Below are 13,182 nucleotides of genomic sequence, written 5' to 3'. Positions count from 1 at the left end.
AAAGAAAGAGAACTGGCTCAAGTTGAAGAAAAAACGGCTCAAGCCCCGCGGGTTATCTGGCGGGGCTTTGAATTATGGCTCAAGTCGGGGCGGGGTGGCTCAAGTTTGGGGAGACCGGCTCAAGTTGGGCGGAGTGGCTCAAGTTTGGGCGAAGTGACTCAAGTTCGTTGGAAAATGACTCAAGTTTAAAAGAAATCGGCTCAAGAGCTGAAAATCGCGGCTCAAGTTCGGGCGAAACGGCTCAAGTCAGCCAGATAATGGCTCAAAAGAAAGAGAACTGGCTCAAGTTGAAGAAAAAACGGCTCAAGCCCCGCAGGTGATCTGGCGGGGCTTTGAATTATGGCTCAAGTCGGGGCGGAGTGACTCAAGTTTGGGGAGACCGGCTCAAGTTCGTTGCGAAACGACTCAAGTTTAAAAGAAATCGGCTCAAGAGGAAAAAATAACGGCTCAAGTCAGCGCATAGCGGCCCAAGTTAGCACGGGACGGCTTAAGTGGACGCAGGAACGGCTTAAGTTGAAGAAAAAGCGGCTCAAGTCGCCGTGCCCAAGCTATCTCCCTACCCGCATCATATTCGCAGCCCATCGCAGGCTCATTCCTAACAAAACCTCCACCATACAAAAAACGCCCAGGCCTCTAAGCCTGGACGTTTGTTTCTTGTGATGCTTGTTTTTGTTTACGTTTTTTCAATGTCACTTCAATACCTGCTATACACATCATCAGCCATCCGAACCCGATGGCGAAGCCGGCTAGGACGTCGGTGAAGAAGTGGATGCTACCGAAGATGCGGCTGATGCCGATTGCGAGCATGAAGAGAGTCAGCACAATGTTCAACGACCATTTCATCATGCTGGATAGGTGGCTAATTGAAATCAGATAAATAAGAAATCCATAAAAGGCAACGGCTCCTGAGGTGTGACCGCTTGGGAAGCTCGACGACTCGCCTGCGTATTGCGTCTGTTCAGGACGTTCTCGATTATAGGAGATCTTCAATAGTTTCGTAAGCGAACTAACACCAATCATATTAACCGCAAAGTACACTCCAACCCAACGACTAAATGGGGAGAAGAATAGTAGGTAGAGGAGGGTAAGAACGGAGAGAACGCTTAGCCACAGGACAGAGCCTGCTTTTGTGACCGAGAGCATGGCAGCAGTCATCCAGGATGGAGCTTGACTTGCTACATTGAATGCCCACTGATCGATGGACAATTTTCCTGAAGCCATCGCCATCTCACCAATAATGAAGATCGATGAGAGAAAGATAAGGACGAATAAAAGGGCAGGCCCCCACAAGGCAGATGGTTTGGCTCGATCGGATAGTAGAATAGGTTTCTGCATAATAACCTCCCTTAAAGATTGTTAGAATTGTGGTTGTCAATAAAAATACCCTTGAGGGGGCAGGGTGAAACGTGGCATGAGACATTCGAATATAAAGGGGATAGATTCCAACACCTCCTACAAAAAACTCTCCGCTAAGGGAGAGTTTTAAAAGGGATGGGCTTTTTCTATTTAGTTGGCTGTTGCTTTCTTTGAAGGCTCTGATTCATTTCCGTTCTCATCAACCGCGGTGACGTAATACGTGTACTCTGAGGCATCTGGGTCTGTGTAATTCTTACGTTCAAATGAAGATACGCTTGCTACTTTTTCAAACGTTTCCCCGTCAGCGCTGCGGTAGACGCGGTACCCGATTACATCTTTATCACGCACAGCATGCCACGTTACGAACGTACCATTTACTTCGACTTTCTGAGGAGCTTCTAGTTCCTTCTCCACTTGTTTTTCCTTCGTTTGCTGCTCCGTTTCTTTTAGCTCCGTATAGACGACCAATCGTTCTAAGTGATTGTTTGTTTCCTGATCAAATGTTCCGGTACATGTAATCAGATTCAGTCGCTTTTTATCGGTTGTACCGAAGATCTCTTCTATCGGGGAATTGTCATACGGATAGCTCTCTAACGCTTTCACGATATAGGTGCGTTTTTCTCCATCCTTGTCTGTGACCGTTACCTCATCCCCTTTTTCAAGATCTTTTAGATAGAAGAAAACAGCTGGACCTTTGTAACTGTCAACGTGCCCTGCGATGACGGAGTTACCCGTGTTGCCAGGCTTTGTGCTGGGTTCAAACCAGCCAACGGTCTTCGTGCTGTCTGGTACGCCCATTTGTCCGTTGTCGAGAATCCCGACCTTTTCAATCTGAGTGTCCACGTCAATAGCTGGGATTGATAGGTGAGTAGGGACAATTCCTTCATCTTTTCGTTCCTCAGGATCATCGGTATTCACGTTCGAAGAGTTCATGTTTTCGGTTTGGTTAAGAACCGTAAACTCCTGCGCGAGCGGGTCATTCATTTGATCCTCTTCTTCGTTTAAATAAGTCGATTCCTCCAGACTCGCTACCTGTTCGACTTCCTCTCCCTGTTTCATCTGCTCTCCTTGATTAAGAAGGTTGGCGAACACATTATTTTCATAGCCGAGAAGGAGAAGGAAAGCAATGCCTACGATTCCGAAGTACGTTTTCCATTTCATACCCATCACCTTTCTTTCCTTTACCTTGTTTTCATGATAGCACAACGGAAAAAAAGAGAGGCGAATGGCCCCTCAATTAATCCGAATGTGTGTAGGGACTATGCACGCTTTCTAGTCGCTAGCACGCCGCCTGATAGAAGAGCGAGGCTTAAGAAGGTGACCCAAATCCAAGTTGAGCCAGTTTGCTCACTCGTGCCAAGACCTGTATCTGGCATTTCAGATGGCATCATTTTATAGGTGTCTGGCATTTGCTTTACAATGGCTTCACTTAACGTTTCGCCGACGTTGTACATGTAAGCAAATCCTTTATCAAAAGATTTATAAGTGGAAGCATAATCTTCGTTCACATAGTGGTCAAAGGTCATGAGCACATCTTCTTCATGCATCCAAACCGTCTCTTTCGCTCTATCCTCTGGAAGTTCGCCATCTGTTGCTTGAGATAAGAACATCCCAAATTCTTGTGAGAAATCTTGCAGGCGTTCTTCAGCTTGTTCTCTCTCCTCTTTATTGTCTTGGAGGGTAGCTGCTACAACTTGTGATTGAGCTGCAATGTGGTCTTTCTGCCACACTTTCTCAAACTGATCAGCAGCTTCTTCTCCATAAATGGATTGGATAGCCGATTTAAAATCGGCGGTTTGCTGGTCTTCAGCCCAAGTTACAAAATCATAATCTTCAGCCTGGTCAAATCCTTTTTGCATCTCAAGTGTGGCCAATGCGAAGTGTTCAGAAGCAAGCTGATTTAGAGAAGAACGAAGGTCAGCCGCTTTCGTGTCGACCATGGTGTGATTAAATTGCTCTTTGTTCTGTGTGACGATCGCACCTGATAAAGCTTTACTGATATCAAACATGCGATCAAATCCGGTACGGAATGTTTGATAGGCCTTTTTATAATCCCCATCAACATAAGCGTTGAATACATCTTGTACATCTTGTTCATGGGCGCGTAATACTTTTTCTGCCGTGTCAGCAGGCAGGTTGCCGCCAGTTGCTTCGCTTAAGAAGTTCCCTAGTTCTTTCGGAAATTCTTGGGTGAGCTGTTGCTTCGCTTGCTCCGCAGCTTCCTTATTTCCATTCTTCACTGCTTCAGCAAGCCCTGGTGTGTTCTCGTACTGAGAGTCAAAGATCTTCTCAAATTGCTCTGCGCCTTCTTTTCCATAAATCGATTCAATGGCTTTCTTTAAATCATTCGCATTTCGTTCAAGCGCCTCATTAACCGCCTCGACATCTTTAGCGCCGTCATACGTTTTCGTCATCGATATCGTTTGATAAACAAAGTGATTGGATAGAAGTTGGCTTAGTGTAGCTCGTAAATCAGCAGCTGGTGTCTTAGCCGTTGGTCCTGAGTTCGTTTGGGCCATGGATACCGATGGCACGAGAAGAAGAAAGGCCATCGTCAGGGCGAATACTTTTTTCATAAATCGATTCTCTCCTTTTTGAAAGTTGTGTATGTGAGGTTTTTTTCTGTTCACATAGCTATCGAGAGAAGAATCGATTTGGATCACCTTGTTTCTGAAAAAAATCTAGAAAAATAAAAAAGACTCCCGGCTCAGGGAGGCGTTCGCCTGATGTAGAAGTCTGGATGAGTTATTTACGGAACAAGTCGAGCAATCGCTCTAATGGGCTTTTAGAGTTCTTCACCGTTACTTCAAGTTGCTGGTTAAATGCGTTCTGCGCTTCCCATTCCTTTTGCTGATCTTCGCGGATTTGGCGCAGTTCTTGCTGTAAGGCTTCGCTTTTTTCACGCTCTTGTTGGAGTAATGTTTCATATTGAGTTTTCTGTTCTTCGATCATTTTATCCATCTTTGTATGGGTTTTTTGAGAGAAGTTGCCGACTCCGGAGCTAATGACGTGGTGGTCTTGCTGGAGGCGGGAGACAGTCGTCTTCAAATCATCCATATCTTGTTTAAGCTGCACATTCATTTCACGAGATGCTGCTAGTTCAGTCGCTAGAAGTTGCAACAGTTCCTGAGTCTGCTTCGGATCCGATAGATTTTGGTTATATGTACCTGCCGTCGCGATCGCTCGTTCATTATAACCGCTTAACATTTCCTTTTGTTTGGCTACAACCTCCTGGGCTGCTTCATCTTGGGTGAGGGAGGTTTCTTTGATCGCGCGAATCGATTCCACATCTGATTTTACGAAAATCCGTCTGTCGCCATCTTTAAAAAATTCATAACCGTTCCGTTCCAGGATTTGGCCATATCGACGTACGGTCGTGGTAGCGATTCCTACTTCTTCGGCCACTTCTTTCGTGGAAAACGCTCGTTCATTTTGTTGTATGTCGTGTCGCATTTTCGGCCTCCTTTTCCTCAAATATGAAGGTTTTCTGGGAATTTTGCAAGCGTCAATAGACGGGTTTTAAGAACCTACCGCAGATCGAACAGAAAAAAATTTTGATAAAAAATGAGTATTTTTGAGATGAAGAGGGTATAGAGGAGGATGTGAGACGATATAAAAGTATTAAGATTTTTAGAGGAGGAACAATCATGTCTAAAGATATACTAATGGTCGTAACCAATCACACTAAATTAACGGATCAACATAAAACAGGCTTATGGCTTGAAGAATTCGCAGCCCCTTACAATATGTTCAGAGAACAGGGCTACAATGTTCGTGTAACTTCTATTTCAGGAGGTAAAGTCGAGCTAGATCCAAATAGTGTACCTGATGAGGAAACACCAAAATGGACAGAAGCACGCTTGCAACTTGAAGATACAGAAGAACTAACGAAAGACATTGTCGACGAAGGCTATGACGCCATCTTCTTACCAGGTGGCCACGGCGCGATGTTCGACTTCCCAGATAGCGAAACATTGCAATATGCCCTTCAACAGTTTGCTGAAAATGACAAAGTCATCGGCTCCGTATGCCACGGCCCAGCTGGACTTGTTAACGCAACGTACGAAGACGGCACCCCTATCGTGAAAGGCAAGAAAGTCAACGCCTTCACAGATTCAGAAGAACGCGGCATGGAGCTAGAAGACCATATGCCATTCTTACTTGAAAGCAAACTACGCGAACAAGGCGCAGAATTCGAACGAGGCGAAGACTGGACCGACTACTCTGTCCGCGACGGCAAACTCGTGACTGGTCAAAACCCAATGTCATCTGAAAGCACAGCTCAGAAAGTCATTGAGGCGCTAGTTGAATTCTAAAATTGAAGATAGAGTTAAAGCTGCAAAGGTCTATGTGACCTTTGCAGTTTTTTGTGTGGTACGAGTTAGGAAGATCACTGTGGATGCGTAGTGGCTCGAGTTGGAGGTCAACGACTCGAGCTGTGATGTAGCGGCTCAAGTGTGGGCGCATCGGCTCAAGTTGGGCTCAAACGGCTCAAGAAGAGAGCGGATCGGCTCAAGATTTGGAAGAATCGGCTCAAGACGAGAAAATAACAGCTCAAGTCAAGGAATACTGGCTCAAGTAGGGGAGAACTGGCTTAAGTTACGTCATACTGGCTCAAGATGAGAAGAAATCGGCTCAAGTCAGCTCGTTAATTAGGGGAGGGAGGTCTGGTTTTAAGCTTAATGGCTCAAGTTAGTGGATACCGGCTCAAGTTGGGCTCAAACGGCTCAAGAAGAGAGCGTACCGACTCAAGATTTGAGAAAAACGGCTCAAGACATGAAAATACCAGCTCAAGTCAAGGGATACTGGCTCAAGTAGGGGAGAACTGACTTAAGTTGCGACATAATGGCTCAAGATTAGAAAAATCCGGCTCAAGTCAGTCAGCTAATTAGGTAGCGGAGGTCTGGTTCTGGATTAACTGGCTCAAGTAGCAGACAAGTGGCTCAGGCTCGCGATCAGCGGCTCAAGTCAGCGAAAACCGGCTCAAGCCCCCCCCTGGCCGGCCCCCCACCAGCTTCCATATACATCTTCCTAACTGAATGAACTCAATACCGCAGGGCATCCTGAATAAGGCTAAAGTCATAAAAAATGTCATACAATGGTTCTGTTTTCCATAAATCCCCTTATAAATGATTGAATTTTCTGTATTCTTTGGTAGTGTTGGGACTACTACAGAACACAAGGAGGAATATCCATACATATGTTTTCGAAAAAAGGTAAACAAGTCATTGTCCTGTTTCTTGCTTCGTTTTTGTTACTGGCTCCGTATCAATCTGCTCCAGTCACTGAGATTAACGCAACAGATGAAGAGGATGCGTTGTCTTCTAAGCTGACTGAGATCTTAAGTGATGAAAGTTTGGATGGGGCGCTTGCTGGGGTTAGTGTGCGTTCGGCGGAGACGGGGGAAGTGTTGTATGAATACAATGAAGATCTTCGCTTAAAGCCGGCTTCGAATATGAAACTGTTGACCGCCGCAGCCGCGCTTGACACGTTAGGGTCTGAATACCGTTTTCCGACAGAGGTTTTGGCTGATGGGGAAATGAAAGGGGGCAAGTTGCACGGTGACTTGTATCTGAAAGGTAAGGGAGATCCTACTTTAATGAAGGAAGATTTCGAGGAGATGGCTGAGTCTTTAAGAGAGTCTGGGGTTCGCGAAATTAAAGGCGACCTGATTGCTGATGATACATGGTATGATGATGTACGATTGTCAGAGGATATTTCTTGGAATGATGAAACGAACTACTATGCGGCTCAAGTATCCGCGCTAACAGCAGCGCCTAATGAAGACTATGATGCCGGTACGGTTATCGTTGCTGCCTATCCTTCAGATAAAGAAGGGGAACAAGCTGACGTTCAAGTAACGCCTGAGACGGATTACATTGATATTATCAATAGAACAGAAACAGTAGCTGCTGATGAGGAAAAGGACATTTCAATCGAAAGGGAGCATGGGACGAATCAAATTGTTGTGGAAGGCACGATCCCAGTGGACGGAAGTCGTTCCCGTTCTTGGGTGGCGGTGTCTGAACCATCAGGCTTGGCATTAGATATTTTCCATCAGGCTTTAGAGAATGAGGGCATTAAAGTGAAAGGGGAGCAACATCTGGATGGTAAGGCGCCAGATGGAGCTGAACTGCTCGTTTCTAAAGAGTCTATGCCGCTTGAAGAACTGCTTATTCCGTTTATGAAGCTGAGTAACAATGGACATGCTGAAGTGTTAGTGAAAGAAATGGGGAAAATCACCCATGGTGAAGGAAGCTGGGAAGAAGGGTTGAATGTGGTAGAAGCCTACCTGTCAGACATTGGCGTTAATGCAGATACGATGCGTCTCCGCGATGGATCAGGCATGTCGCACGTCAACATGGTTCCGGCTAATGAAATCTCAGACCTTTTATATAAAGTGAAAAAGGAAGAGTGGTTTGATGAGTACTTAACGTCCTTACCTGTAGCTGGTGACGGTGATCGATTTGAAGGAGGGACGCTGCGATATCGGATGGGAGATACCTCAGCAGAAGGGAATGTCCAAGCGAAAACAGGTTCGTTAACCGGTGTGACGTCTCTGTCTGGATATGTAACGGCGGAGAACGGGGAAGAGTTGATCTTTTCTATCATCCTAAACAACTATTTAGATTCTGCTCAAGACATTGAAGATAGAATCGCGATTACGCTTGCTAATTACGGTGAGTAGTATAAAAAAGGGACTTGTTCACGAAGAACAAGTCCCTTTCCTGTGTGATTATACTGTAAACGGAACACCCGTCAGTCGCTCTGATTCTTTCCATAAGAGGTCCGCATCGTTCACATCAAGAGCTCGCGTCTTCGGTTCAACGAGAACAGGGTCGCCTTTCATTTCCCACTTCCCTGATGGGCCGTAGTACTGGCCTCCCTTTGCATCCCGGTCTGTCGCGGCGCGAATGCCTGGAAGGGCTCCGTCGTACGCGCTTTGCGTAATCCGTTCAAGCACACCACGAAGCATCTTAAATAAGAACTTATTTTCAATGTGTCTTGCTAGGTTCGTATTGGCACCACCTGGGTGAGCAGCGAGGACTTTAATGTCTAAGCCTGCCTGTTCAATGCGGCGCTGTAGCTCGAAGGTGAATAATAGATTCGCTAACTTGGAACGGGAGTAGGCTTTCATAGGAGAATAGCCTTTGCCGCCTTCGTACATTAAGTTATCAAAATCAAGGTCACCTTGTTTGTGAGCATTGCTGCTGATGTTCACAATTCGAGCGTGATCTCCTTTTTTCAAGTGATCAAACAGAAGGGAAGTGAGAGCGAAATGGCCGAGGTGGTTAATGCCAAGCTGTTGCTCGAATCCGTCTTCTGTTTTTCCATATGGGGTTGTCATGACTCCTGCGTTGTTCATTAAGATGTCTAGTTTGTTGTATTTCATTTTGAATTGTTCACAGAAAGTATGAACCGATTGAAGGCTAGCCAGATCAAGCTTCATCACATCAATGTTGGCTTGAGGGAACATGGCTAAGATGTGGTGAGCGGCTTCGTAGCCTTTATCGAGAGAACGACAAGCTAGAATTACTGTCGCTCCTTTTGTAGCATAGACGCGGACAGCTTCTAGACCCAATCCGCTATTTCCGCCTGTTACGATGACGACTTGACCCTGCATCGAAGGGATTTTGTCCACAGACCAGTGGTGTGGAAACATATGGAACACGACCTTTCTTGGTGGTTATGTAGCTATACTCATGTTAAACGTTTGTGCTCCATATGAAAACGATTAGGCATTGAAACAAGAAAAAACTCTAAGTTCCATCACTTAGAGTTTTCCTTAATCGATCTTCTGATTTTCAGACTGGGCGGAAAATACCTTTTCTGTAGGGACCATCGAAGTAAACATAAAAGAAGAGCTGAGTACGACGGCGATCACGAAAAGGAGCATTTTGGCCCCATCGTTCTCGAATTCACCAAAAATACGCCAAAGTATAACAATAAGAGAGATTGGACCGAGTATTAAAGGTGCGAGAAAATGAGAAACGCCGATGTGGCGGATGCCATTCGCGATATAATAGATTCCTAAAATTATAGGAATCAAATATAGGATATAGATCATCTTTCCACCCCATTTTGTTCCAATTCATCTTATTCCATTATAACACTATTAGTGGTAAAATCATACAAAAATGGGCATAAAGCATGGGGTCGGACAATTCTCTGTCATTTTGAGGTGATAGAAGGAGAAGAGATGTGGTAGAGTTTGGGTGTGCTGATTTTGGAAAGGAGGGACCGAATTTGGAAATCCTTACATGGGTTCTATTAGCTATTATGGTTGTAGGTGTGTTTTACGCAGTGAATCGATTTGCTTTTCATTATGCAGGGAGCGATTTTAAGAAGCGCCTTTGGGCGGGGATGTTGTTTGTTTTCTCCACCCCACTCTTTATGTTTGCCCTTAGTATGGGAATTCAGTTACTGGACAAAGGTGAAGGACTTGCCGGAACGATTGGAGTTCTAGCTTCTGTTCCATATTTCGTGAACGGTCTTGTCGTGTTTCTGAGTGCTTTCCGCTTAGTGAAGCCTTCTGAAATCGTAGGTAATGATTAGGGTTCATTTATACACAAAGCTACCGCCAAATGCGGTAGCTTTGCTAGTTATAGAATAGTAGAGAAATCTTTGGCTTGATTTTCTAGAGAATGTGCAGCTTTAAGAATATTAGCGAAGTCCTCGAGAGCCTCTTGAATTTGCTTTTGGCTATCTTGAATGCTCGATTGAGCTTGTTCGGTGCCAGTCGTGATGGTATTGATTTCATTTGAAATAGACTCGATGCTCGTCTTAACCTCTTTAATCGAGCCGTCTACCTTCTCTGATAGTTTCTTTACTTCTTTGGCCACCACGTCAAATCCTCTTCCATGCTCCCCAGCCCTCGCTGCTTCGATACCGGCGTTTAAGGCAAGTAAGTTGGTCTGCGCGGCGATATCTTTAATCGTCTTCACAATTCCTTGAATGCTTTTTGCATCTTGTTGGAGATTGTTTAGTGTCTGGATATTTGAAGTCGAGACTTTTGAGATGCTTTCAATCGTTTTCAAAACGTCCTGGCTGCGTTCGATCCCAAACTGTGATTTTGAAGTCAGGTCTTCTGACATCGCTTCCAATTTGCTTGCTACTGTGTGGATGGTGTTCTGACGTGCTGTAATGTTCGTAGCAACTTTAAAAACACCGACTACTCGGTTGGAATCATCTTTAACGGGCATATATGTAGCCTCTAACCAAATGGCTTCACCACTCGCATCTTTTCGCTTAATTTTATCTTGAAAAGACTTCCCTTTCGCCAAGTCGCGCCAAAATGACTCATAGCTTTGACCTTGGCTGAACTCAGGAAAGCAAAGCTCACTATGAAGCATTCCGTACATCTCATCTCTTGTATACCCAAGGCCTTTAGCGAAGTTATCGTTCACAAATTGAACTCGGCGATTTAAATCAAAACGGATTGTGGCGAGGTTATCCTCGATCGCTTGCACCACGTGGTAATCATGAATATTTGTTTGAATATCTGTTGTGGTCGTCATGGTCTTATCCCCCTTATTTATTATGATAGTTTTCCTGATGGGAACAATCAACTGAAAAACATCCTAGTAATGGACTTTGAGAATCATTTTAGTTAAAAAAAGATTATGGCTTGCTTTTAGGGTGATTTTCATCTGACTGTTCCTGCTCAAAGACGATAGTTGAGTAGACACAGATGTGTTACCATTGGGGGAGGAAATGACAGGGAGGAATCCAGTTTACTTATGATAAAATTCTTATTCTACCTCATGATTGTGTTAGCTGCTATATTTGCGATTTCCTTTTTCTTTTCAATCTTTACGGCAGGTACCATACCAATCATAGACGGGGTTGCAGCCATTGTCTGTGCATGGAACGCCCGCTCACTGAAGAAAAGAATCCGCACCCAAACAACACCCTAACCCTATCAAGCACTTCTGCTCAAAGCAGAAGTGCTTTTTTAATACAGTAAAGGAGTAACGCGTGCCAGACACCCTTCATTCCTTTACTGTATAAAAATATTTACATTTTACTGGGGTTATTTTACAGTTAAGCTGATAGGGGTGATGGGTGATGAAAGCAGCGGATAAGTATCTTCCTGATAAAGAGCAGGTCCTTGGCTTTTTCTTGTTTATTGTCTTTTTAGTGTTTTATTGGCGGGTGATCGTGTTTCTGTTTTATAACATACTGCCATCAAATCATGTTACGTACTTCTTAAGCTGGGTGGCGGTATTGGCTAACTTCCCGTTCTCAGCATTAACGGTTCGTTATGTTTTCAAATGGATTAGGGAGTCATAATTGAAAAATAACCCATTGAGATTTGTTGAGATATGAAACCTACAGAAGCTAGAATCCGTATAAAAAGGGAAAATAAGTTACATAGAATGATATGAATGATAAAGAAATGGATTTCGTGAGCGGTTAAAAACACAGGAGGGAGTTGATCGAGTGTCACGGGTATTTCGTGTATGTGCCTTTGTGTTCCTAGGCTTGTTTTCCATTAGGGTCGTTCTCGATCTCTTATGGGCTGATGGGATCGCATGGGTGGAGAATAGTATGCATGCTCTCTTTTTGGCTGTGTTCATGTGGATCAGTTTTGGGGTAAGAGCTCTTATTCGAAAAATGGATAAGAAATACGAAACTATTTATGAGAAAAAGAAGGGGTCGCCATGATACTTAGGAAAATTTTTACAGCACTGATTACGACAATCGTCACTTCCTTGTTCTTTGGTGTTCAGTTTCCGTTATTTGAAAGTGACGGGGTCCTATCGAACGTATTCATTTATATGATTTATATTGGTGGTGGAACGCTCCTTGGAGGATTAGGCTCCATGGGGATTGAGAAGATGACCAGAAACTTTGGAGATGCGCGTGTAATGTTCTCTTTTATCTTTCATATGGGCCTTACCATTCCGGTTATAGTAAACCCTTTCTTTTTTGTCTACGCGGTACCCGTTGCAGCTCTATTCTTTGTGACAGATGAGATTTTGAGAAGACGCAGGTCTGAATCGGTTTTGGCATAGAAAAGTGCTAGTTAGTTTAAAAAGGTTAAGGAGGGATCACGCTGTATGGAAATCGCAACAGCTTTATGGATGATCATTGTACTAGCCATCGCGTTCATCTTCAGATGGCTGCGCATCTTAAGTAAGAACTCAGAGGCACAGATTAAGCAAAATGAGCAGTTAATTGAACAAATGAAGCAGTTGAACGAGCAATTGAAGGAACAATCAGCTGATTAGCAGGCGTGAGGGGTTGAAGGACTGTACGTAAACACTAAAAAAAGGAGGAGTACTATGAAAAACATAGTAATGTATTTCATATTCTTCGCTGTATTTATACACGGTGTTCTAGATCTATTTGACGGAGTTGAATTGATTTATCGTTTAATTAATTTAGTCTTTTTAATGCTTATTGCTGTAGGTGTCTATATGTTATCAACAAAGAAAAGGAATGGCTCAATAACTCAGGACTAAAAAGCATTCCCTTAAATGGCTATTTCTTGTCTAGGACAAATAAATAACCCTAAAGAACTGTTATTCCTAAGTAAGGAGAGGTTTAATGTGTTGAGATTTGTGGATGATCTAGCAGGTGCTCTATATGATATTTTTAAATTTATGATTAGGTCGATTAGTTATTTACTCTCAGGTATGCTAATGGTCGCAGTTCCAATCTATTTGATTGTTTGGGTTATCGGTATTTTCCAGTAATCCTATTTAATTAGCGAAGAAAAATGGTTGAAGGCATTCTTCCCGCATAGGAGGAATCAGCAGAAAAACGGCTCAGGTTTCATACGAAACCTTGAGCCGTTTTTTACTAGATGTATGCGAATTC

The 13,182-nt window shown here is 43.9% G+C and carries 17 protein-coding genes; 10 read left to right on the top strand and 7 right to left on the bottom strand.

Annotated elements, in window-relative coordinates:
- On the top strand, nt 1-189 hold a 189-nt coding region (locus tag N780_RS20175), incomplete at its 5' end, for a hypothetical protein (protein ID WP_232299527.1).
- A 444-nt stretch (nt 190-633) separates the two neighbouring features.
- Here N780_RS20175 and N780_RS11125 read toward each other — a convergent pair.
- The 4 genes from N780_RS11125 to N780_RS11110 all read right to left on the bottom strand — a co-directional run bounded on the left by N780_RS11125 (nt 634) and on the right by N780_RS11110 (nt 4,809).
- Nucleotides 634-1,335: a phosphatase PAP2 family protein gene (locus tag N780_RS11125; RefSeq protein WP_052115022.1), complete on the bottom strand. Its 702-nt coding sequence runs from the start codon at nt 1,333-1,335 to the stop codon at nt 634-636.
- Nucleotides 1,336-1,506: 171 nt separating this feature from the next.
- On the bottom strand, nt 1,507-2,517 hold the full coding sequence (locus tag N780_RS11120) for a class F sortase (RefSeq protein ID WP_084599539.1): 1,011 nt from the start codon (nt 2,515-2,517) through the stop codon (nt 1,507-1,509).
- A gap of 98 nt (nt 2,518-2,615) precedes the next feature.
- Nucleotides 2,616-3,932, bottom strand: a complete 1,317-nt coding sequence (locus tag N780_RS11115; protein ID WP_052115020.1) for a copper amine oxidase — start codon at nt 3,930-3,932, stop codon at nt 2,616-2,618.
- A 169-nt stretch (nt 3,933-4,101) separates the two neighbouring features.
- The gene (locus N780_RS11110; RefSeq protein WP_036783790.1) at nt 4,102-4,809 is read right to left on the bottom strand and encodes a winged helix-turn-helix domain-containing protein; all 708 of its coding nucleotides are present in this window, start codon (nt 4,807-4,809) and stop codon (nt 4,102-4,104) included.
- A gap of 194 nt (nt 4,810-5,003) precedes the next feature.
- Here N780_RS11110 and N780_RS11105 point away from each other — a divergent pair, with 194 nt between their 5' ends.
- Together N780_RS11105 and dacB are read left to right on the top strand one after the other, a co-directional pair.
- The gene (locus N780_RS11105) at nt 5,004-5,672 is read left to right on the top strand and encodes a type 1 glutamine amidotransferase domain-containing protein (RefSeq protein WP_036783787.1); all 669 of its coding nucleotides are present in this window, start codon (nt 5,004-5,006) and stop codon (nt 5,670-5,672) included.
- 884 nt (nt 5,673-6,556) lie between these two features.
- Nucleotides 6,557-8,044: a D-alanyl-D-alanine carboxypeptidase/D-alanyl-D-alanine endopeptidase gene (gene dacB / locus N780_RS11100; RefSeq protein WP_036783784.1), complete on the top strand. Its 1,488-nt coding sequence runs from the start codon at nt 6,557-6,559 to the stop codon at nt 8,042-8,044.
- Nucleotides 8,045-8,092: 48 nt separating this feature from the next.
- On the opposite strand, the gene N780_RS11095 is transcribed toward dacB, so the two are convergent.
- Both N780_RS11095 and N780_RS11090 read right to left on the bottom strand, forming a co-directional pair.
- The gene (locus tag N780_RS11095; RefSeq protein ID WP_036783781.1) at nt 8,093-9,019 is read right to left on the bottom strand and encodes an oxidoreductase; all 927 of its coding nucleotides are present in this window, start codon (nt 9,017-9,019) and stop codon (nt 8,093-8,095) included.
- A gap of 123 nt (nt 9,020-9,142) precedes the next feature.
- Nucleotides 9,143-9,424: a hypothetical protein gene (locus N780_RS11090; protein ID WP_036783778.1), complete on the bottom strand. Its 282-nt coding sequence runs from the start codon at nt 9,422-9,424 to the stop codon at nt 9,143-9,145.
- A 179-nt stretch (nt 9,425-9,603) separates the two neighbouring features.
- On the opposite strand from N780_RS11090, the gene N780_RS11085 reads away from it, so the two are divergent.
- On the top strand, nt 9,604-9,912 hold the full coding sequence (locus N780_RS11085) for a hypothetical protein (protein WP_156969159.1): 309 nt from the start codon (nt 9,604-9,606) through the stop codon (nt 9,910-9,912).
- Nucleotides 9,913-9,959: 47 nt separating this feature from the next.
- Here the strand turns inward: N780_RS11085 and N780_RS11080 are convergent, their stop codons facing one another.
- Nucleotides 9,960-10,874 carry a methyl-accepting chemotaxis protein gene (locus tag N780_RS11080; protein WP_036783768.1) on the bottom strand — a complete coding sequence of 305 codons (915 nt, stop codon included), beginning with the start codon at nt 10,872-10,874 and terminating at the stop codon, nt 9,960-9,962.
- A 222-nt stretch (nt 10,875-11,096) separates the two neighbouring features.
- On the opposite strand from N780_RS11080, the gene N780_RS19870 reads away from it, so the two are divergent.
- The 6 genes from N780_RS19870 (at nt 11,097) to N780_RS20060 (ending at nt 13,058) form a co-directional block, all read left to right on the top strand.
- Entirely contained in the window at nt 11,097-11,273 is a 177-nt protein-coding gene (locus tag N780_RS19870) for a hypothetical protein (RefSeq protein ID WP_156969158.1), read from the top strand.
- Nucleotides 11,274-11,424: 151 nt separating this feature from the next.
- The gene (locus N780_RS11075; RefSeq protein WP_036783767.1) at nt 11,425-11,649 is read left to right on the top strand and encodes a hypothetical protein; all 225 of its coding nucleotides are present in this window, start codon (nt 11,425-11,427) and stop codon (nt 11,647-11,649) included.
- A gap of 371 nt (nt 11,650-12,020) precedes the next feature.
- A complete protein-coding gene (locus N780_RS11065) occupies nt 12,021-12,374 on the top strand; it encodes a hypothetical protein (protein WP_036783762.1) in 354 nt (117 codons plus the stop codon).
- Nucleotides 12,375-12,419: 45 nt separating this feature from the next.
- A complete protein-coding gene (locus N780_RS19865; RefSeq protein ID WP_156969157.1) occupies nt 12,420-12,590 on the top strand; it encodes a hypothetical protein in 171 nt (56 codons plus the stop codon).
- A gap of 54 nt (nt 12,591-12,644) precedes the next feature.
- Nucleotides 12,645-12,824 carry a hypothetical protein gene (locus N780_RS11060; protein WP_036783759.1) on the top strand — a complete coding sequence of 60 codons (180 nt, stop codon included), beginning with the start codon at nt 12,645-12,647 and terminating at the stop codon, nt 12,822-12,824.
- Nucleotides 12,825-12,911: 87 nt separating this feature from the next.
- Nucleotides 12,912-13,058 carry a hypothetical protein gene (locus N780_RS20060; RefSeq protein WP_198135854.1) on the top strand — a complete coding sequence of 49 codons (147 nt, stop codon included), beginning with the start codon at nt 12,912-12,914 and terminating at the stop codon, nt 13,056-13,058.
- Nucleotides 13,059-13,182: the final 124 nt, after the last annotated feature.

Origin of the sequence: Pontibacillus chungwhensis BH030062 (assembly GCF_000770675.1) — a bacterium.
Classification (GTDB): domain Bacteria; phylum Bacillota; class Bacilli; order Bacillales; family BH030062; genus Pontibacillus; species Pontibacillus chungwhensis.
This window is presented reverse-complemented; position numbering and strand designations above follow the sequence as displayed.